Origin of the sequence: Qipengyuania sp. S6317L1, from assembly GCF_023015615.1 — a bacterium.
Lineage (GTDB): Bacteria > Pseudomonadota > Alphaproteobacteria > Sphingomonadales > Sphingomonadaceae > Erythrobacter.
In genome coordinates, this window is record NZ_JALKAJ010000002.1 from 141,208 (window position 1) to 161,770 (window position 20,563).

Below are 20,563 nucleotides of genomic sequence, written 5' to 3' on the forward strand. Positions count from 1 at the left end.
GAGAACACGAAATGACTAAACGCTGCGAAGGCAAACTCGCACTCGTTACCGGCGGCGCTCAAGGGTTGGGCCGCGCGCATTGCATCCGTCTGGCGCAGGAAGGCGCGCGCGTTCTTGCCACCGATATCAACGGCGAAGGGGCTGCGGAAACCGCGAAAATCGTCAACGCCGAAATGGGCGCTGGCACCGCTTTTTCGATCAGCCACGATGTCACCGACCCCGCCGCATGGGAAGCCGCCGTGGACGCGGCGCGCGAGCAGATGGGCGGACTTAATGTGCTGGTCAACAACGCTGGCATCGGCGTTCCGGGCAATATCGAGGATTGCGACTTTGCCGATTGGCAGCGGTGCTTTTCAATCAATGTCGACAGCATTTTTCACGGCTGCCAGAAGGCGCTGCCCCTGATGCGCGAGCACGCGCCGGGTTCGATCATCAACATCAGCTCGATCGCCGGCCTTATCGCAAGCGACACCATGCCCGCCTACAACGCCTCCAAGGCGAGCGTGTGGATGCTGTCCAAATCCATCGCCCTGCACTGCGCGAAGAAGAATATGCAGATCCGCTGCAATTCGGTGCACCCGACCTTTGTCGATACCCCGATCCTTGATGGAACGGCCAAGTCCGCGCAGCTTGACAAGGACGTTCTGCTGGAAAAACTCGCGCGGCAAATCCCGCTGAAATTTGTGGGCGAACCCAACGATATCGCCAATGCGGTGGTCTATCTCGCGAGCGATGAAAGCCGCTTTATGACCGGCGCAGAGATCAAGCTGGATGGCGGTATCTCGGCGATGTAGGCAAAACAAAAGGGGCCTTGCAGAAGGGCCCCTTTACGCTTGCGGTTCAGCGGTTCGCTTTTGAGCGATACCTATTCGGCGATCAACGCAATTGCGAGGTAGATCAGGATCGGGAAACCCATCCCCAGAAGAACCGCGCCGACAAATCCGATGCGCCAGATCAGCGCGTCGACGCCCGACCAGTTGGCTAGCCCTGCGCAAACACCGAACAGCTTGCCGTTGGCTTTGTCCAGGCGAAAGCCGCCGCCTGCGGGTGGTTGGCTGTTGTTGCGGGTCAGATTGCTCATGCAAGGGCTCCTATGGTCGAAAGTGCGGCGTCGGGTGAAACGATGGATTGATTGGCAGCGTAGGTTCCTGCGACCAATATTACGGTGATCAAAAGGGCTCCGGCACCGGCCATCACCCTGGCCGCTTTCGTGCTGGAAAGATCAAAAAACGAGTACATTATCCTATCCTGTCAGTGGAATTTGCGGACAGCTTTTGAAGCGCTGTTCTCGTGCCCGCGCTTTATGCGATGGGGCTTGCGGGGATCATCGCATAAGCGGTGGCAACAACACCGGTGGTCACCATCAGGCTGAAGGCGGCGGCGAAGAAGCGGGTTGTGGTTTCGTTGGAAAACATGGGTGGGGCCTTTCGTGAGTAGGGTGAGAGCTTTCGGGAGGAAAGCGTGTGGTCGTTATGCGATCGCTGGCGATCCAGGCACGATGGCGTAAGCGAACAGGGTTGCTGATACGACGAGTGAGAAAGCAGCAGCGACGAAGCGGTTTGCGGTGTTGTTGGCAGTCATGATTGGTCTCCTAAGTTCAAGTTTTGGTTCGTTTTCCCGGCTAATCCGGGGACACCAAAGACATTGCAGGAGGTGTGCCAAACTTGAAAAATGGCGGAACTCTGCGGTTTACGCGAAGTTACAATCCTTGCGCGCCGTTCATCATTCCGAAAGGTTGGGATTTTTCACCAAGAGTTAGTATCGGTGATTTTACGCTCACCAAGGCTGTGCTTTCGTCCCGCCCCTGCTAGGCAATTTTGCAGCTATGGCGCTTTCGAAAATCACCTTGCAGAATTTCCGCAACCATGCCGCAAGCGAGCTGGGGGACACGGCGCATTTCAACCTGCTTGTGGGCGAGAATGGCGCTGGCAAGACCAATGTCCTGGAGGCGATCTCGCTGCTTGCGCCGGGTCGCGGGCTAAGGCGCGCGCATTTGGCGGATTTGGCACGCAAGACGTCCCCTGATGCAGCACCCGGAGCATTCGCCATCGGTGCGACCCTGATCGAGCAGGGCCAGACGTCGGCGCGCATCGGCACCTACACCGAAAGCCAGCGACCCACCCGCCGGCTTGTGCGGATCAACGGGGCGGAAGCAAAATCCTCTGCGCTCAGCGAATGGCACGCCGTGGCCTGGCTGACCCCTTCAATGGACGGCCTTTTCACTGATAGCGCGGGCGCAAGGCGCCGCTATATCGACCGTATGGCGCTGGCGATTGAGCCCACTCATGCGCGCCACGTCAACCAGTTGGAAACGGCTCTTCGCGAACGCAATCGCCTGCTCGAAGAACGCAGCGATGCCCGCTGGCTCGACGCGATAGAGGCGCAGGCCGCGCAGCACGGCAGCATGGTGGCCGAGACGCGAGCCTCGCTTGTTGCGCGCCTTTCGGATGAGCTTTCCGCCCTCCCCGCAGAACCGTTTGCGCGCCCTATCCTCACCTATCGCCCCGGCGGCCCGACGGGTCCGGAGGAATTGCTCGCTCAATTTGCGCGCAGCCGTCCACGCGACCGAGCCGCTGGCAGAGCCCTCACCGGCCCGCACCGCGATGAACTGGAAGTGGTGATGGCCACCAAGGACCGTTCCCCCGGCCCGCCTGCCGCCAGCTGTTCGACCGGCGAACAAAAGGCGATGCTGATCGCGATCACGCTGGCGCACGGCGTTCTGGCATCGTCTGGCCGCCCCAGCGTGCTGTTACTCGATGAAGTCGCCGCCCACCTCGATCCGGTGCGGCGCAAAGCGTTGTTTGACCGCTTGCGCGCGGGCAAGGCACAGGTGTGGATGACCGGAACAGAGCTTGCGCCTTTTGCCGACATTCAGGAAGAAGCCGCCATCTGGCGGGTCAGCGGCGGGACGTTGGAGAGGCTCTGACGCTATTGTTCGGCCTCGTCCTCTGGCAGGGCCGCCGCCACCTCATCGACAGTCGAAGCGACCAGCGCCTCTATCCCTTCGGCGGTGGGATGGATGCGGTCATCCTGGAACAATTCTGGCCGCGTGTAGATGTCTTCGAGCCAGAAATCGATCAGCGCGGTATCATACTGCTCGGCCAAATCGGCATAGATCGCATCGAAAGCTTCCTGATACTCAGCGCCATAATTGGGCGGAGAGCGCATCCCCATAATGAGCACCGGCACATCGGCCCCGCGCAAGGTGGTCAGCATCGCTTCGAAATTGGCGCGCGTTTCCTCTGGCGAGATACCGCGCAGCAGGTCATTGCCGCCCAGTTCAAGGATGAACAGGTCCGGCGTCGCCTCCTGCCCTTCCAGCGTAAAGGCCAACCGGTCGCGGCCCGCACGGCTCGTATCGCCCGAAACGCCTGCGTCAATCACCCGCGCATTGATCCCGCGCGCTCTCAACGCGCCTTCGAGTTTTTCCGGATACCCTTCCGGCTCTGCAAGATTGTAGCCTGCAAAAAGGCTGTCCCCGAAGGCGACGATCCGCACCTCTTCGCCCATTACGGGAACGGGCATGGCGCCCTCTTCAAAAGCTGCATCGCCGCTCGCCTCTGGTGCGTCTTCGACGGGCACTTCTGCCCCGCAAGCAACCAGTGCCAGCGCAGCGACGGGACCCAGTATGGTTTTCACACGTAGTGTATTACTCTGCCAGAAGCGCATGAGCATCTGCGAACCTCTTGAATTGCTACTTGTTTGAAAATTGCCTCTATCCCATCTGGAACCCAATGACAAAAGCCGCAACACAGCCAGCCCCCGCGCCCACCCCTGCCCCCGCTCACGATGCCCCCGCGCACAATGCCCCGCTCGCAATCAGCGCGCGTGGATTGGCCCTCACGCTCGGTTCGTCCAGCGCCCCGGTCGAGATCCTCAAGGGCATCGACCTCGATATCGAAGTGGGCGAAGTGGTGGCCCTGCTCGGCCCGTCGGGATCGGGCAAAAGCTCGCTCATGGCAGTGCTTTCAGGGTTGGAGCGCGCAAGCGGCGGGTCGCTGACCGTTGCAGGACAGGATTTTGCCTCGCTCGATGAAGATGGGTTGGCCGCCGCGCGCCGGGGGCGGATCGGCATTGTGCTGCAAGCCTTCCACCTTTTGCCCACCATGACCGCAACAGAAAACGTGGCGACCCCGATGGAGCTTGCGGGAAGCAAGGATGCAAGCCCCCGCGCCCGAGAGGAATTGACCGCCGTTGGCCTTGCCCACCGCACCGACCATTACCCCACACAGCTTTCCGGCGGCGAGCAGCAACGCGTCGCCATTGCCAGAGCCACCGCGCCTCGCCCCACGCTGATCTTCGCCGATGAGCCCACCGGCAATTTAGACGCATCGACGGGAGAGGAGATCGTCGAACTTCTCTTTACCCGCCGCGCGGAAACTGGTGCGACCTTGCTGATTATCACCCACGATGCGAGCCTTGCCGAAAGATGCGAGCGCGTCCTCACCATGGCGGACGGCGTAATCGTATCGGACCGCCGCACCACCAACGCAGCGCCAGCGGTTGAGGCCGCGGAATGAGCGCGGATAGCGCGGCCACGCACGGTCTTGGCTGGGCCGATGCGTGGAACATCGCCCGGCGCGATCTGAATGCGCGGTTCAAGGGATTGCGGCTCCTGCTGGTGTGCATATTCCTTGGCACGGCGGCGCTCGCCGCGATCGGCACGCTCACCGCCTCGATCGAGCGCGAGCTTGAAAGCTCGGGGCGCGAACTTCTCGGCGGCGATCTTGAGGTTGAAGTCTGGCAGCGTGACCTGTCATCCGACGAACTGGCCACTTTAAGCGAATATGGCGAAGTGTCCGGCGGTTACCGCCTGCAAGCCATGGCCAGCACCGATGACGCCGCCGCGCCGGTTGAACTTAAATCGGTTGAAGACAATTATCCGCTGTTCGGGACACTCACCCTGACCGATGGCACCAAGGCCACGGCGCCCAGCGGCAACAACGCCTATCTCGCACAAGGGGCATTGGATCGCCTCGGCATCGAAGTGGGCGACAGTTTTCGCGTAGGCACGATGAGCATGGTGGCCGCTGGTGTGATCGCGAACGAGCCTGATCGTCTGTCGGAAGGGTTCCAGCTTGGGCCGACGGTGATCGTTGACAAAAACGTGCCGATTGATGCTGGCCTCCTACAGCCCGGATCGCTCTATCAGAGCAAATACCGCATCGCTTTTGACGATGCCGGGGTCGATCCCGAAGGGGTCGAGGAAGCCCTCACCGAGGCGTTTCCCAATGCCGGATTTGATTTCCGCAACCGCGACCGCGCCTCGCCCGGCGCTGACCGGTTCGTGACGCGCATGAGCGACTTTTTGACGCTTGTCGGGCTTGCCGCTCTGGTGATCGCAGGGATCGGGATTGCAGGAGGCGTCTCCTCCTATCTCGACCAGCGCCGCGCGAGCATTGCGACATTGAAAGTGCTCGGCGCATCAAGCCGCGACATTGTGCGCATTTACGCGCTTCAGATTGCCGTTGCCGCAGTCGTGGGCAGCGCGCTTGGCCTTGCCACCGGCGTTCTGGTCACACCGTTTCTCGGTATGGCCTTGGAAGGGCTTTTGCCTGTCGAGGGCGGCTTTGTGATCGAGCCTGCGCCGCTGCTGCTTGCGGGTGGTTATGGCATTCTCGTCGCCTTTGCCTTTGCCTCCGCGCCGCTGCTACGTGCGCGTTCTTTCCCGGCAATGGCCCTGATGCGCAGCCGCATCGTGCCGCTGTCGCGTGACAAGCGCGCGCTCTTCGCCACTGCCGCCGGGCTTGTCGCAATCTGTGTGTTGGCGCTTGTCACATCGAGCCAGGTTCTTCTGACCGCAGGGTTCCTTGTGGGCGCCGGGCTCGCTCTTCTGGCGCTCGCGGCGCTTGGCCTCGGGTTGCAATATGCGGCGCGCAAACTGCCACGCCCGTCCAACCCGCTCCTGCGATCTGCGCTTGCGAACATTCACCGCCCCGGCGCACCGACCAGCGCGCTTGTAACAGCGCTCGGCTTCGGGCTTGCCGCCTTTGTGCTGCTTGCCGCGATCCAAAGCGCGATTGACGGCAATATCCAATCCCGCGTCCCCAAAGAGGCGCCGGATTATGTCGTAATTGACCTGGCGCCCGAAAACGAGGCGCAGTTTACCGAGCTCGTAACCTCACCTTTCCCCGATGCCGTCGTTCGCACGGTCCCCACGATGCGCGGCGCGGTTCTCGCCTTTGGTCCTGAAGGGGACATGCAACGCACCGCCGATCTTGAGGAGATCCCCGATGGCGCATGGGCGCTTCGCGGGGAGCGCGGCATCACCTATTCCGACACCGCCCCCGATGGCAGCCGCGTGGTCGAAGGATCGTGGTGGAGCCCGTTCCATACCGGTGAGCCGCTCGTCTCCATCGACAAGGAATTTGCCGACGCCGCAGGGCTTGAGGTGGGCGATATGCTGACCATGGGTATCCTTGGCCAAACCCGCGATGTGCGCATTGCAAACTTACGCGAAATCGACTGGGAAACCATGGGGTTCAATTTCACCATGGTCTTTTCCCGCAACGCCATTTCCGATGTCCCGCACAAGCTTTCTGCGACCATCGACCTGCCTGATGGCGCCAGCACGCAGGAGCGGGCCGAACTGCTGCGCGCGATGGTGCGCGAATATCCGTCAAGCTCTGTCGTCGAAGTCGGCGATGTGCTGGTCCAGGCGGCGACATTGCTTGAACAGGTGGGTCTTGCGACCCTTGCCGCTGCTGCGGTCGCAGTGCTCGCTGGTCTTGCTGTTCTGATGGGAGCCATCGCGGCTGCGCGTGCGGCGCGGACGTATGACACGGTGGTTTTGAGGGTGATGGGCGCAAGCCGCCGTCAGATCCTTGGCCTGCAATTGGCCGAATACGGGCTTATCGCGGGCGCTCTGGCGCTTGTGGCGCTGGCGCTCGGCTCCGGCCTTGCGTGGGTAATTATCACCCAGCTGTTCGAATTTGACTGGTTGCCCGATTGGGGCGTGGTGCTCGCCGTGCTTGGCATGGGGCTGGCGATGGTGCTCGCCTTTGCGCTTGGCGGATCGCTCCCGCTGCTGCGCGCAAAACCGGCACAGGCGCTAAGGGAGCTTTGAGACCCCGCTTAGCGCCTGCCGATTGGCCGGGTTACTCGAAAACTTGCGCGTTATGCGGGTCCTTGGGATCCGGGCCAAAGCGGTTCGGCCCGTCGGTTCCCGGCAATGCCATAATCACGATAAAAGCGATCGAGATGATGAAGCCGATGAGCGGGATCATGCCGCCCAAGATAAAGCCAAGATACCACCAGCCCGACATATCGCGGTCGTGGAGGCGCCGCACGGTCACGGCAATGCTCGGGATGACAATGGCAAGGGCAAACAGGCCATAAAGGCCAAGCCCTGCCATACCCAGAGTGCCGACGCCGGCAAACGGATCAGCGTCCACCGCATAGGGATCGGTGACCGATGTGCTCATGATCGAGAAGAAGGTCGGACCTGCAAGAACCACCGCCACGAGGGTGGTGAACAGCATGAACATCCAGAACTCTTTGCGGCGCGAGCGGCCTGAAAACTGCGCATAGCGCTTAAGCGGTAAAATCATCCATTCCATTACGTGATCCCCTTTCGTGTGGTCGCTCCAATTCGACCCTTCAACTTAACCCTCAATGCGGCAAGCAGCGCCCCTCAGCGCCGCCGCCCCTTACTCAAAAACGTCGGTGTCGATGTGGCTTTCACCCGGTTTCGCCTGCAGGACCAGAGTGCTGCAGATGATGTCGTGCAGGCCCTGCTTGCGACCGGTGAACGCGACCATGATGTATCCGATCAACAGCAGTAGCCCTGACAGGATTTTCGCAAAATAGCGGCCAATTGCGCGCAAGGGCGAAATCCGGCGGCCATCAAGGTCGGTCACAACCAGTCCCAATGCAGCTTTGCCCGGTGTCGCTTGGCGCGCAGACGATTCAAAGCCCGCAAAATAAGCAATGCCGATTATGAAAAGCACGAGGTTGAGAAGCGGCGAATCCGATTGTGTGTTGGCGGAAAATCCGCCCGCAGTGGTGTCCGTGACCGTCTCACCAAAAGCAAACAGCAGCGCGAATTGCACGACCATCAAAATGACGAAGTCGATCAGATAGGCAACGACGCGAAGCCAAAAACCACCATAATTCATTATATTGCCCCTAACCCCTTGTAGGGATGCAAAACTACACGAGCGCAGGCGCAACACAAGACCAAGAAGGGCGCGCCTTTGCGTTGCTCCACGAAAAAGCCCCGCCGCAAGTTTCCTTGCGAGCGGGGCCAATTCTTTCAGCTAATCGCGATGATTAGAACTTGAAGCGAACCACGCCGCCATAGGTGCGCGGCTGGCTTGGGTAACCAGACACCGAACCCGCCTGCGCAACAGCGTCAAACACGGTCAGGATGTACTGGTCATCGAACAGGTTACGGGCAAAGGCGCCCACTTCCAGACCATTGTTCAAAGCCAGCGTCATCGAGGTGTTCACCAGGTTCACTTCGCGACGGAAGATGCGGGTGTTACCCAGCGCCGTGTTGAAGGTTGGCAGACCGTTGTTGATGTCGGTGTTGCTTTCGTGGTTGTAGTCGATGCGCGTAATCAGACGCGTACCGCTGTCCCACTCGTGGGTGTAGGTCGCGCTTGTTGCAATCGACCATGCAGGAATACCTGCCGGACGCTGCCCCGAAAGATCGCCGTTCACGCTTCCGGGGAAGCTGTCGAAAAGCGGATCGAGATGGGTCATCGCGAAGGTCAGGACCAGGCCATCGGTAGGCTGGACCGTTGCATCGAATTCGAAACCCTTGACCGATTGGCGGCCTGCATTGCGCAGCGCAAAGCCGGTGCCGGTGAATGCAAGGCTTTGGAAACCGTCGATGGTTTGGTCAAACAGCGCAAGGTTGAAGCCGAAGCCGTCCCACTGACCCTTGATGCCGATTTCATAAACCTCGGCTTCCTCTGGACCGGCAAAACGCGAACCCGACACAAGGTTTGGCACAGCCAGCCCTGCGTTGATGATCGGCGAATCCGGCGCAGCGAAAGTCGAACCGCCCGGCCCTGCGACAAAGTCGGTAGCCAGCGGACGGCTGTCACGCGAAAGGTTCACCGAGCTCGCCTTGAAGCCGGTTGCATAGCTTGCATACACGTTGACTTCCGGTGACACTTCGTAGGCGATACGACCGAGATAGGTCAGTTTATCGTCGCGTGTCCGGCCGTCTTCAACTGCGTTCGGGATTGCAAGGAACGGTGGTTGGAACTGGAACGCAGCCAGACCCAGCAGCGGGTTAATCGAAGGATCGGTTGCCGCCGCGAGCAGAGCCGCTTGGTTTGCAGCCGGGAGCGCCTGGAACTGGTCACGGGTAGTGACCCCGCCCATCGTCGCACCGGTAATGAAGGCATCGACAAAGTTGACTTGCGCCAGCGGGTCAAACGACGTCTGGCTCAGCGCGAAGTCTTTCTTGTCATCGGTGTAGTTGAAACCACCGGTGAGAACGAGGCCATCAACCGGCTCAAAATCAACCGTGCCGAAGATCGACCAGCTGGTGTTGTCCATGGCGAAAGTTTCTGAGGTCAGAAGCGGCGTGTTGAAGATCGTTTCCTGACCAAAACCGAAACCGCCCGCTGCAACAGGTGCTTCGAGCTGGTTGAACAGGGTTGGTTGCCCGGTCAGAACCGCGACGGGATCCTGGCCAGCAAGAATTTCGAAGAAGTTGCGGATGTCCGCGCCGTTCTCGATCGAGCTGTCCTGCGAGATTTTCTCGTCGAAGTAGTAACCGCCAAGCAGGAAGTTGATGGGGCCATCAAAATCCGACGTGATACGGACTTCCTGCGTGAAGGTGTCAACCTCCTGAGCGCGCCGTTCATTGGCGATATCGGCACTGCTGTAATCGATGTCCGACAGGAACGAGTTGCGCAGTTCGCGATAGGCGGTGATCGACGTGAAGGCGATCGGACCAGCGTTGTAGTCCATCTGGAGCGAAGCGCCGTAGTTTTCGACTTCGTTCGTTGGAACAACGTTCAGGAAAGCGTTGTATTCGTAAAAGTCAGCCGGATCAGCGATCTGACCGCCGACTGCTGCGATGCCGGCAGCGGTTGGGCCATTGACCAGTGCGCCGACCTGACAGCAGATTTCATCAATTTTCGAATAATCGACAATCGCGCGGGCGCGGAAATCGGACGTTGGTTCGAACAAAAGCTGACCACGAACCGAGTAACGGTCACGATCGTTCTGTTCTTCATCAAGGTTGACGATATCGGCATAACCGTCGCGGCGTTGGTAGTTACCATCGACCGACCATGCGACCGTGTCGCTCAGCGGACCGGTGAGGTCGCCTTTAAGCACCATGGTATTGAAGTTGCCGTAAACTGCCTCGACGCTGCCGCCGAACTCGAATTGTGGTTCGCGGGTGACAACCGAGATCACACCGGCTGATGCGTTCTTACCGAACAGGGTCGATTGCGGGCCGTTCAGAACCTCGATGCGTTGCACATTGGGAAGATCGCCCAGAGCCGCCGCAGAACGCGAACGGAACACGCCGTCGATGAACACGCCGACCGATGGCTCGATACCGAAGTTGTTGTCGCCGTTACCAAAGCCGCGAATAATAAACGTCGATGCCGACGATGTTTGCAGCTGGCTGACGCGCAGCGACGGGGTCACGGTTTGCAGGTCGAGAACGTCGCGGATTTGCGCATTCTCAAGTGTTTCGCCGGTGGTAACGCTAACCGAGATTGGCGTCTCCTGAAGCGTTTGCTCACGCTTGGAAGCGGTCACGATAATGACGCTGCTGTCATTTTCGTCTGCAAGCTCTGGCAAATCGCTGTCTTGAGCGAAAGCGGTGGTTGGTGCGGTGATGGCAAAGCCGGCAGCGCCTGCCAAAAGTGCAGTGCGCAGGGGACCGGCTACGCCGGAAGCATATGAACGCATGGGAATCCTTCTCCTCGTCTCTCTCGTCAAAGCGTCGGCCAATTTTGTTGCATCCCCAGATGCATTTGGCCTGTTCGCTTGTGATCGCCCGCGTGATCTACTCGCTTGTTTGCAAGCTAACAAGCGCAGAAACGCAAGGATTCAGCGCAGATATGCAGCTCTGTTGCCAAGGAGTCACACTTGCATTGCATGCAGCAGTGTCAAAGATTTTGCACAGCAAAAAAACGCATGAAAACGGCTGACGTTGCGTCAAGCTGCGTTTGTGCGGGCATCCGATCTCTTGCCCCTTCCCCCACAGCTGCGAAATATACGCTCTTGTTGCATCGCACCACAGCGTCTAAGGACGCGCAAAATTTCCCCACGCTTTATAAAGATTGAGCCCACTTATGTCTCGCGACCTCAGAAACATCGCGATTATCGCGCACGTTGACCATGGTAAAACCACTCTGGTTGACCAGCTTTTCCGCCAATCCGGCACTTTCCGCGATAACCAGCGCGTTGAAGAACGGGCCATGGATTCCGGCGATCTGGAAAAAGAGCGCGGGATCACCATCCTTGCCAAATGCACCAGCGTTGAATGGGAGCATGAAGGCACCACGACACGCATCAACATCGTCGATACCCCCGGCCACGCCGACTTTGGCGCCGAGGTTGAGCGCATTTTGTCGATGGTCGACGGCGTCATCCTTCTGGTGGACAGCGCCGAAGGGGCGATGCCACAAACCAAATTCGTGACCGGCAAGGCGCTTGCCCTTGGCCTGAAGCCCATCGTGGTCGTCAACAAGATCGACCGTCCCGATGGCCGCCCTCAAGAAGTGCTGGACGAGGTGTTCGACCTTTTCGCATCGCTTGATGCAAGCGACGAACAACTGGATTTCCCTTCCCTCTTCGCAAGCGGCCGCGATGGTTACGCCAGCGAAGACGAGAGCGCACGCGAAGGCGACCTCAACCCGCTGTTCAAACTCATCACCGAGCACGTGCCAGCGCCGGGCCTCGACACCTCGGGCAAGTTCAGCTTTCTTGCGACACTGCTTGACCGCGACAACTTCATGGGCCGCGTTCTGACGGGCCGGGTCCAGTCGGGCACGCTCAAGGTGAACGATCCGATCCACGCAATCGACATGGACGGCAACGTCGTCGAAGTCGGACGCGCTACCAAGCTCATGAGCTTTGACGGGCTTGAGCGCGTGCCGGTTGATAGCGCGCAGGCAGGCGACATCATCGCGCTCGCCGGCCTTGAGAAAGCAACCGTTGCCAACACCATTTGCGACCCATCGGTCAAAGAGCCCATCGAAGCACAGCCGATCGACCCGCCGACGCTCGCCATGCGCTTTGCCGTCAATGACAGCCCGCTTGCAGGGCGCGAAGGCGACAAGGTAACGAGCCGCATGATCCGCGACCGTCTCTTCCGCGAGGCCGAAACCAACGTCGCCATTCGCATTACGGAAAGCGCCGACAAGGACAGCTTCGAAGTCGCGGGCCGCGGCGAATTGCAACTGGGCGTTCTGATCGAAACCATGCGCCGCGAAGGCTTCGAGCTTGGCATCAGCCGTCCCAAAGTGCTTCTTCGCGAAGAAGACGGACAGAAGATGGAGCCATACGAAACCGTCGTGATCGACGTGGACGACGAACACTCGGGCACCGTCGTTGAGAAGATGCAGCGCCGCAAGGCCGACCTTACCGAGATGAAGCCGTCGGGCCAGGGCAAGACCCGCATCACCTTCTCGGCTCCATCGCGCGGCCTTATCGGCTATCACGGTGAATTCCTGTCCGACACGCGCGGCACCGGGATCATGAACCGCCTGTTCGAGAAATACGGCCCCTACAAAGGCCCCATCGAAGGCCGCAACAATGGCGTCCTCATCTCCAACGGCGACGGCGAATCCAACGCCTACGCGCTCAACATGCTCGAAGAACGCGGCGAATTGTTCGTAGGCCCGTCGATGAAGCTGTATGAGGGCATGATCATCGGCGAGAATGCCAAGCCAGACGACCTTGAAGTCAACCCGATGAAGGCGAAACAGCTCACCAACATCCGTTCAAGCGGCAAGGACGATAGCATCCGCCTCACCCCGCCGCGCCGGATGACGCTGGAACAATCGATTGCCTATATCGACGATGATGAAATGGTCGAAGTGACGCCGCAATCGATCCGCCTGCGCAAAACCGCTCTCGACCCGCATGAGCGCAAGCGGTTGAAACGCGCGAAGGCGAGCTAATCCGCTCGCCTACGCCTCATTTCGCGACAATGCGTGAGAATTTCGCGCAACCCTGAATACATCAGGCTTGATCGGCGGCGGCACGGTTGAGGGCCAACGCGCACCAATCAGGCGATCCTTTGCGATCCATGCGAAATTGACCATGTCCGACTGGTTGCCGCCAAGCACCCGGTAGGCGCCATCGTCCTCGCCTGAATAAAAGCCGACGTGCCCTTTCCAGCCGCTGCGCGACCCTCGCCAGAAGACCAGAACCGCGCCCATCGTCGGCTCGATGGGGATGCCAAAGCTGCTCCACCGCCGCGCGGTCAGCGGGCTTGATGGCAGCGGCTCCAGATCGAGCGTCGAGCCGATGCAATGCGCCACGAACAGGCCGCACCACGGGATATCGTCGCTGCGATAGGCAATGCCGCGATCGTCGGCCCAGTCGATGATGGTGCGATTGCTCGCAGGGCCGGGCACCTCTTTCGTGCCATATTGCCGCGCGGCCTCTTCATACCAGACCGTCATTGGCTCATCCGACACATCAAGGTCGGTAGCAGCGACCAGAGCAGCGGTGGTAAGCGGCCCCACCACTCCATCGGGATCGAGCCCGCTGGCAATCTGAAAACTTCTGACGGCTGCTGCGGTTCTGCGCCCCCAGATCCCGTCAATCGGCCCCGGCTTGTAGCCAAGGCGCGCCAAGATTTTCTGCACTTCGAGTGTCGTCATAATTCCCCCCGCAATTCAACACTATGCGCTGCACCCGGCCAAAGGACAAAGGGCCCCTAACCCCGAACAGTCTTTGCACAACACCCTTCATAAAGGAGCAAAGCCGCGTCACACGTGCAAAAAGCCACACCTCAACTTCGCCGGGCCAAGTAATGGTATCATGCGAGCCGCAAGACGACACAACCCAGTGCCCATGGGGTGGCTTCTGCTCGCGCTGTGAAAGAATGGGGGGGACGTCACATGCCGATGGACAGAGCGCCAATATTTGCCAGCCTTGCAACCCAATTGCCCGGTGTCTGGAATGTGGAGGGCAATATCGCGGCATTTGATCGCATCATCGACAGCTGGGAGGCGGCACAAGCCCCCGCCGAAACGCAATACGCCTTTCCGGTGGCAGCGATTGACGCTGATCTGTTGGCGCTGGTGTCATCAAAGTCCGCCGCCGAGCTAGAACAATGGGTCGCCCCGATCCAGGCGGCCTGTGCAAATTACGAAATCACGACGATCCGCCGTGTGGCTGCGTTTATCACAACGCTCGCGCATGAGGCCGGTTTCAAAGTCGGCGCGCGCGAGAATATGAATTATTCCGCCAAGCGCCTGAGCCAAGTGTGGCCCCACCGATACGGGCGGCGTGGCCCCAACCAGAAAGCAAAGTCCCTTGACCGCAATCCCGAAGCCATCGCCAATGACGTCTATGCCAATCGCATGGGCAATGGCCCTGCGTCGTCAGGTGATGGCTGGCGTTTTCGTGGAACTGGCCCGATCCAGCTGACGGGTCGCGACAATTTCACCGCGTTTGCCGATCATCTGGGTATCGCGCTTGAGGAAGCCGAGGCGCTCATCCTTACGGTTGAAGGCGGCATTCAATCGGCCGCATGGTTCTGGGATGAAAACGACATCAACCGCCTGGCCGACACGCCCGGCATCGCCGACGAAACCCGCCGCATCAACGGAGGCACCAACGGCATCGCTGATCGCAAGAAGAAGTTCGACGGACTGGTCGATGAATTGCTGGAGCGGGAGAGGGCTGTTGGGGGTTAGGCCATGCATCATGACCGAGCACTAGACTTAGATGCAAAAAAGGTGCTTGGATGGCTTAGGGTTTCAAGTTGATCGAGGGGGCGATCTATTCGAAAAATTGCGACAAAATGGATTGTAAAAACACTGAGCTTCGTAGGCGTAGCCAGCGTGGGTGGCATAACAAGTTATCAAACGGCCCGCTCATCCATTGAGCAACCACGAAACCCAGATTTCCTGGATGTTATCACATGGGTATTGAGCGGCAGTGATATTAGCGCTTTGATGGCAGCGGTCGTAGCCGGCGCCGGGACCCTTGCAACCTTCTACCAGCTAGCCTTCGATGATCCTTACACTGCCAAGCAGGGTAGAGGCGATCGAAAACACCAGAACGCGTCATTTAAGGTTCTCGACAAACGAAACGACGCGCGCAGCGGACAGATTATCGAAGTTGTCAGACGAGACAAACACGAGCAAGCTCTTGCCGATTTGATCGCTGGACGCGCCGAAGAAAAATTGCGCAGGAGGTATGAACGGGCCTTGGGACTTAAACGGTTTGACGGCTCAGAGCTTTCAAACCGACAAGCTGGTGAGATTGCCATTGCTGCACAGGAGGCGGAAAATTCTTCAGATCCGGCATCGCGTCAAATTGCAAGGCTCTTCGATGAGGGAAAGATCGTCGAAGCCGCAAGCCTCAAAGCCGAACTCGCCCAGAAGATCCTACAACAGCAAAAAGAAAGCGCAGCTGCCGCATTTGAATCGGCCGGTTATCTTGCATTGCCCTTCGATCCGAACAAAGCTGCAGAACACTTCGCTGAAGCGATTCGCCAAAGCGATCACATGGTTTGGTCGCGGATACAGCTTAGCCGAATTCTCTATTCCAAAGGCAGGCTTTCCGTGGCAAAAAAGCTGTTGGTCGAAGCGGTCCCATCAGCGACGGACCCTTTCGAAAAGACGGCTCTCTATAACGGCCTTGGCACACTCGCATTGGAGAGCCAAAACTTTGACGAAGCCGAGCGGCTCTACACCAAAGGGCTGGATTTCGTTGAAAAGCAAATCGAAGCCAATCCCGACGACCCCGATCTGAAATTTGAATTGGCGATCAGCGATAGCAAGCTAGGAGAGTTGTCCTCTCTGCGCGGTGATTTCGATAAGGCGGAGTTGCACCACCGCAGAAGCGCAGAAACAAGCCGGTTGCTTCTTTCCGAGCATGGCGAAAATCCCGTCATCGCGCGTGGATATTCCATCGATCTGATGAGACTTGGTCAAGTTCACTTGACGCGTGCGGGTGTTCATTTTCAGAATGAAGATGATGATGCTGGACGAAAGGAAATCTTCAGAGCCAGGGAACCTTTGGAAAAAGCCCTTGAACTGCGACGAGATTTGGTTCGGTCTTACCCGGATGAATGGCGATATAAACGCGATCTATCTGTGGTACTTCTATCGCTGGGCGCCTTGGACCATACTATTGGAGAGCTAGATGCGGCCAAAGAGAAAATCACCGAAGCGAGCGAGCTAGATGAGCAACTCTTGGACGCAGACCCAGATAACGCGGTCTGGCATATCGCGGCAATTCGCTCGAGGGCTTTGCTGGCGGGAGTGGCCATTGACCCAACTGATTATGCAAACGCGCTTCCAATCGTTCAGGGTCTTCAGGATGAACTGAAAGAATTCAACGTTAGTCATCCTGAGTTTGCCCTTATTGAAAAGGATATCCGTGACATCCAGACATCGATTGATCTCCTGAGGAAGAAAATTGCATCGGCGAAGTCTTGATTTGAGACGAAAGCAAGAGCGCCTTGTGTTTTCTTTATCAGGGCCAGACGATACCGAAGAGGGCCGCAGGCCCTTCTCCCGACACAACTACACCCCCTGCAATGCGCTCGCTCAGCCCGCCAGATTGGGCTGGCCATTGCTCGCGCTGACCCCGCCATCGACCGGCAGGTTGACGCCGGTGATGAACGCTGCATCCTCGCTTGCAAGGAAGGCGGCGGCAGCGGCGATATCCTCAGGCTCGCCAATGCGGCCAAGCGCGACGCGGTTCATGAATGCCTTCATCGTGTCGTCATTCGACAATACGCCATCCACCATGTCAGAGCGCGTGATCGAAGGGTTGATCGCATTGACCCGTACGCCCTTCGCACCGATCTGTAAGGCGAGCCCGCGAGTAAGGTTCGTCACCGCCCCTTTCGACGCGTTATAGATCGGCAGCATGGAATCTCCGCCAATGCCTGACACGCTGGAAATGTTGACGATTGAACCCTTGCTTTTGATCAGATGCGGTATGCTTGCGCGGCTAAGATAGATGACGCCTTTCACATTGATGTCGATGATGCGGTCAATCTCTGCATCGTCGGTCTTGTGAAGGATGCCCCCGCCGCCGACGCCGGCATTGTTGACCAGGCAATCGAGGCCGCCAAAGCGCTCCACCGTCTTGGAAACGATCTCATCCGCGAAATCCGGTTTCGACACATCGCCTGCGACCACAAGAGTGCGGTCTGCATCAAGGCTCGCGGCGGTCTCGGCGCATTTGTCGGCGTTGCGGGCGTTGATGACGACATTGGCGCCTTCGGCGTGAAAGCGCCGCGCGATCCCCTCGCCGATGCCGGTCGAGGACCCCGTCACGATTACCGTCTTGCCTGCGAAGCGCTGAGTATTTGTCATGGGGGTCTGTTCCTTTGAGTATCGTCAATTTGAATGCGCGGCTTATTGCATGGCTCTGGCCTCCTCGCAAAGGATCAGTTTTGCATGGGGGACGGGTCCAAGGTACATCGGAAAGCGATGAGGAGGACGGGGACGATGAGTGACACGAACAAAGCGGCGGCCAGTGGTCCGCGGGTGACCGGATTGGGCGGGATTTTCTATGTGGCGAGCGACCCGGAAGCGACACGCGCATGGTACCGCGACAAGCTGGGTGTGGATGGCGAATATGGGCCGCAGTTTGCCTGGTCAGACGAGCCCAAGGCGAACCCCTATTCGCTGATCAGTCATTTCAAGGATGATGAGTACATCAAGCCTGGCAAAGGCGGCTTTATGATCAATCTGCGCGTTGCCGATCTCGATGGCTTTGTCGAGCAGTTGAAGTCGCGCGATGTGGAAGTGCTCGATACAGCGGACGAAGGTTACGGCAAGTTTGCATGGATCCTTGACCCCAACGGGGTGAAGATTGAACTTTGGGAACAAGTGGCAGAGGAACTGCCCTGACGCAGAGCGCGGCGCGATAGCGGCTGTGCAATGGCGGCGAATTGCTCGCCAATGGGTGGCGCGGCCCCTGCAACTGGAATGTTGCCGAGGCCGCGCGGGTACCAAGGGCGGGATGGCATCGCCCTTCGAAGGGTCAGTAAGGGTTGAGAGCCTTAGCTCTCAAACCGTGCCGCCATCAGGCACTCATCTGCGGTTCAATCTGTGGCTCCAGTTTGGCTTCGAGCTTGAGACGCACCGCTTCGGCTGCGTGGCGCGCGCCAAGCTTGTGCATCATATTGGCGCGGTGGATTTCAACCGTGCGAGGGGATATCTCAAGCTCGCGGGCGATCACCTTGTTCGAACTGCCCTCGGCGAGCCATTCGAGCACTTCGCGTTCGCGCACCGACAGGCTGGCGATACGGTCGCGCGCTTCGATCATGCGACGGCGGGCTGCGCCGAACACTTCGGCTTCTTTTTCGATCCGTGAAAGGCACCTTTCAAACCGATCTGGATCGAGTGGGAGGGAGAGATAATCCAATGCGCCGGCCTTGATAGCCTCGACAATTCGGCCCGGTCGCGGGTCCGTTTCGACCGCGATCAAGGGCAACCAGATGCCCAATCGGCCGAGCCGGTCGAGGATCATCGACACTCCGCCCTGATCGGGCAGATCGCGCGCGATAATGATCCCTTCGCGTGGGGGGTGAATGGATAATTCCGAAATGTCGCCATACACTTCCGAATGGTGGCCCAGGGAAAACCCTATGCGTGCCAATTCAGCGCGATGACGGCTATTGGAATCGATGAAATGGAGGGTGGCTTTGCGTGACATGCGTATCTTGGTGCAGCCACCACGGTTTGAATTCACGCACCTCTAACGCCGATATGGAGTCATACTGTCCGTGAAATCCCCAAAACGCTGATTACCCCTATGTATTTTGGTCCAATATCGAGCATTTCATTCCGGAGAAATCCGTGTTCTGCGAGAAGGACGCCTTGTGATTTACCGGAGTTTGCGAAACGCGTTAACGACGAATCGCAAGAGAAACCGGCGCGATCCGCTAAACCGGTTGCCGATCGAGTTCACCGATCACCGCACTGATTGATTGCGGATCGTAGGTAAAACCGGAATGGGTGCAACGCAGCGGTATGGCGCGATCGCGCTCACCCGGCTTGCCCGCAGCGCAGCGCGGACCGATTGCGCCATCATTGGCGCTCCAGAAGGCGATTGTCTCTACCGGCGGCTTTTCCGAGGCGTCCGTATCGATGCCCGGCTCATCCACGCTTTCGCCCGTGATCACCGAATACAACCGCCAGATATTATTGCTGCGCCGCGAGCCGGAAAAAGGCGAACCCATGGTGATAACCTTGGTAATGCAATCAGGGTGCAGTTTGGCCAGTTCGCGCGCATAGAGCCCGCCAAGGCTCCAGCCGACAAGGGCCACCTGCCCGCCGCTTTGCTCGCAAACCTGAAGCAACCTGTCCTCAAGCCCTTGCAACGTTTCCTCGGCGACGCCCCAATTGCGGCCCTGCCCCCAATCCTTGACCGTGTGCCCCGCCTCTTCGAGCAGCTGCGCCATATAGCGCATGCGCGAGGGGCCGTGGCCAAAGCCGGGGAACAGGATCACGGTTTGCGGGCGCTCAGCCTTGGGAACCTCGAATCTGCGAACCAGGCGACGGGCAGGCTCGATCAACAGATCGGCCTCGCCCATGAATTTCAGAAGGCTGGGCTTGCCCATCTCTTCTTCAGCGTAATTACCCGAGGCAAGCTGGATGCGGCGCGCAAGCTCCGTTTGAGTGAGAGCTGCCCTTGATGAAGCCAGGAAATGTTCGATCTTCGACATGGCCACCAAAGGCTATAGAGTACGGTTGAACACAGGGTGAAGTTTATTCGGCGCAATCACCCACGCGTTTACCGCCCGCTTTTGCGTTGATCTGCATCGGCCCCATTTCTGATGCGTCCATGGAAATCTTCATCTCCATCGAATAGCTTGTCTCGTCATAAGATCCGGTGTTGGTGATCGTCGCCGAGCCCGATTGGGGGTCCTTGCACGTCATCGCCATATCAATCGAGCCGCCGCCAAATTCGAACTTGGAATATTCGCAATCGGCGGCATCGCTGCCCGAAAACATTTCTGCCGCAGGCTCTTTGGCCTCTTCCTCGGTGATACAGGTGTTGGTCGTGTTCTTTTGCCCGCGCATCGCGTCCAGCATCGGTCCGATCATACCGCGCGCCTCTGGCGGCAATTGGCTATCATCAAATTCGATATCGACAAACTCGACCGTGTTTTCCCACTGACCCGGCGAAAGCGTGAGGTCCGAATTGGCGAGCACGGTTTCAACCTCGTCCTGGGTGATGGTGCCATCACCGTCGGCATCCGCGGCGGGCTCGCTGCTGCACGCTGCAAGCGCGATTGCTGATGCCAGAGTGGCTGCGCCAGTGAATTTAACGATCGACATTTCGGATAATTCCTTCCCTCATTGCATGTCCGGCAGGGATAGTGCCCTCATCAACGCTTCACAAGCGGCATGTCGCGTCCCATATCTGTGCT

Annotated in this window: 20 protein-coding genes; 8 read left to right on the forward strand and 12 right to left on the reverse strand. The window is 58.8% G+C overall.

Going from position 1 to position 20,563, the window contains the following annotated elements:
* The first annotated feature begins 11 nt into the window (after positions 1–11).
* A complete protein-coding gene (locus MWU38_RS02095) occupies positions 12–794 on the forward strand; it encodes an SDR family oxidoreductase (protein ID WP_247270176.1) in 783 nt (260 codons plus the stop codon).
* Between the two features lie 71 nt (positions 795–865).
* Here MWU38_RS02095 and MWU38_RS02100 read toward each other — a convergent pair whose 3' ends face one another.
* The 3 genes from MWU38_RS02100 to MWU38_RS02110 form a co-directional block, all read right to left on the reverse strand.
* Positions 866–1,081, reverse strand: coding sequence for a PspC domain-containing protein (locus MWU38_RS02100; protein ID WP_247270177.1), 216 nt, complete (start codon positions 1,079–1,081; stop codon positions 866–868).
* Positions 1,078–1,239 carry a hypothetical protein gene (locus MWU38_RS02105; RefSeq protein WP_247270178.1) on the reverse strand — a complete coding sequence of 54 codons (162 nt, stop codon included), beginning with the start codon at positions 1,237–1,239 and terminating at the stop codon, positions 1,078–1,080. Before MWU38_RS02105 ends, MWU38_RS02100 begins: the two co-directional genes overlap by 4 nt.
* Positions 1,240–1,470: 231 nt before the next feature.
* The gene (locus tag MWU38_RS02110) at positions 1,471–1,581 is read right to left on the reverse strand and encodes an enoyl-CoA hydratase (RefSeq protein WP_247270179.1); all 111 of its coding nucleotides are present in this window, start codon (positions 1,579–1,581) and stop codon (positions 1,471–1,473) included.
* 244 nt (positions 1,582–1,825) lie between these two features.
* On the opposite strand from MWU38_RS02110, the gene recF reads away from it, so the two are divergent.
* On the forward strand, positions 1,826–2,926 hold the full coding sequence (gene recF / locus MWU38_RS02115; RefSeq protein ID WP_247270180.1) for a DNA replication/repair protein RecF: 1,101 nt from the start codon (positions 1,826–1,828) through the stop codon (positions 2,924–2,926).
* A 2-nt stretch (positions 2,927–2,928) separates the two neighbouring features.
* Here recF and MWU38_RS02120 read toward each other — a convergent pair whose 3' ends face one another.
* Complete coding sequence (locus tag MWU38_RS02120) at positions 2,929–3,639, reverse strand: arylesterase (protein ID WP_247270181.1); 711 nt, start codon at positions 3,637–3,639, stop codon at positions 2,929–2,931.
* Between the two features lie 95 nt (positions 3,640–3,734).
* Between MWU38_RS02120 and MWU38_RS02125 the strand changes: the two genes are divergently transcribed.
* Together MWU38_RS02125 and MWU38_RS02130 are read left to right on the forward strand one after the other, a co-directional pair.
* Positions 3,735–4,520: an ABC transporter ATP-binding protein gene (locus MWU38_RS02125; protein ID WP_247270182.1), complete on the forward strand. Its 786-nt coding sequence runs from the start codon at positions 3,735–3,737 to the stop codon at positions 4,518–4,520.
* Entirely contained in the window at positions 4,517–7,066 is a 2,550-nt protein-coding gene (locus MWU38_RS02130; protein WP_247270183.1) for an FtsX-like permease family protein, read from the forward strand. Before MWU38_RS02125 ends, MWU38_RS02130 begins: the two co-directional genes overlap by 4 nt.
* A gap of 31 nt (positions 7,067–7,097) precedes the next feature.
* Here MWU38_RS02130 and MWU38_RS02135 read toward each other — a convergent pair whose 3' ends face one another.
* The 3 genes from MWU38_RS02135 to MWU38_RS02145 form a co-directional block, all read right to left on the reverse strand.
* On the reverse strand, positions 7,098–7,559 hold the full coding sequence (locus tag MWU38_RS02135; RefSeq protein WP_247270184.1) for a DUF805 domain-containing protein: 462 nt from the start codon (positions 7,557–7,559) through the stop codon (positions 7,098–7,100).
* Positions 7,560–7,649: 90 nt separating this feature from the next.
* Positions 7,650–8,117, reverse strand: a complete 468-nt coding sequence (locus MWU38_RS02140) for an RDD family protein (RefSeq protein WP_247270185.1) — start codon at positions 8,115–8,117, stop codon at positions 7,650–7,652.
* 154 nt (positions 8,118–8,271) lie between these two features.
* Positions 8,272–10,887, reverse strand: coding sequence for a TonB-dependent receptor (locus MWU38_RS02145; protein WP_247270186.1), 2,616 nt, complete (start codon positions 10,885–10,887; stop codon positions 8,272–8,274).
* Positions 10,888–11,273: 386 nt separating this feature from the next.
* Here MWU38_RS02145 and typA point away from each other — a divergent pair, with 386 nt between their 5' ends.
* The gene (gene typA, locus MWU38_RS02150; protein ID WP_247270187.1) at positions 11,274–13,106 is read left to right on the forward strand and encodes a translational GTPase TypA; all 1,833 of its coding nucleotides are present in this window, start codon (positions 11,274–11,276) and stop codon (positions 13,104–13,106) included.
* Positions 13,107–13,115: 9 nt separating this feature from the next.
* On the opposite strand, the gene MWU38_RS02155 is transcribed toward typA, so the two are convergent.
* Positions 13,116–13,814, reverse strand: coding sequence for a TIGR02594 family protein (locus MWU38_RS02155; protein WP_247270188.1), 699 nt, complete (start codon positions 13,812–13,814; stop codon positions 13,116–13,118).
* 240 nt (positions 13,815–14,054) lie between these two features.
* Between MWU38_RS02155 and MWU38_RS02160 the strand changes: the two genes are divergently transcribed.
* Positions 14,055–14,855 (forward strand): hypothetical protein, encoded by an 801-nt coding sequence (locus MWU38_RS02160; protein WP_247270189.1) that lies wholly within the window; start codon positions 14,055–14,057, stop codon positions 14,853–14,855.
* Between the two features lie 147 nt (positions 14,856–15,002).
* Positions 15,003–16,607 carry a hypothetical protein gene (locus MWU38_RS02165; RefSeq protein WP_247270190.1) on the forward strand — a complete coding sequence of 535 codons (1,605 nt, stop codon included), beginning with the start codon at positions 15,003–15,005 and terminating at the stop codon, positions 16,605–16,607.
* Between the two features lie 111 nt (positions 16,608–16,718).
* Here the strand turns inward: MWU38_RS02165 and MWU38_RS02170 are convergent, their stop codons facing one another.
* Positions 16,719–17,495, reverse strand: a complete 777-nt coding sequence (locus MWU38_RS02170) for an SDR family oxidoreductase (RefSeq protein ID WP_247270191.1) — start codon at positions 17,493–17,495, stop codon at positions 16,719–16,721.
* A 135-nt stretch (positions 17,496–17,630) separates the two neighbouring features.
* Between MWU38_RS02170 and MWU38_RS02175 the strand changes: the two genes are divergently transcribed.
* Positions 17,631–18,035 carry a VOC family protein gene (locus MWU38_RS02175; protein ID WP_247270192.1) on the forward strand — a complete coding sequence of 135 codons (405 nt, stop codon included), beginning with the start codon at positions 17,631–17,633 and terminating at the stop codon, positions 18,033–18,035.
* Positions 18,036–18,210: 175 nt separating this feature from the next.
* Here MWU38_RS02175 and MWU38_RS02180 read toward each other — a convergent pair whose 3' ends face one another.
* From MWU38_RS02180 to MWU38_RS02190, 3 genes are all read right to left on the reverse strand, one after another.
* The gene (locus tag MWU38_RS02180) at positions 18,211–18,843 is read right to left on the reverse strand and encodes a LuxR C-terminal-related transcriptional regulator (protein WP_247270193.1); all 633 of its coding nucleotides are present in this window, start codon (positions 18,841–18,843) and stop codon (positions 18,211–18,213) included.
* A 229-nt stretch (positions 18,844–19,072) separates the two neighbouring features.
* Complete coding sequence (locus MWU38_RS02185) at positions 19,073–19,855, reverse strand: alpha/beta fold hydrolase (protein WP_247270194.1); 783 nt, start codon at positions 19,853–19,855, stop codon at positions 19,073–19,075.
* A gap of 43 nt (positions 19,856–19,898) precedes the next feature.
* Positions 19,899–20,471: a DUF3617 domain-containing protein gene (locus tag MWU38_RS02190; RefSeq protein WP_247270195.1), complete on the reverse strand. Its 573-nt coding sequence runs from the start codon at positions 20,469–20,471 to the stop codon at positions 19,899–19,901.
* Between the last annotated feature and the right edge of the window lie 92 nt (positions 20,472–20,563).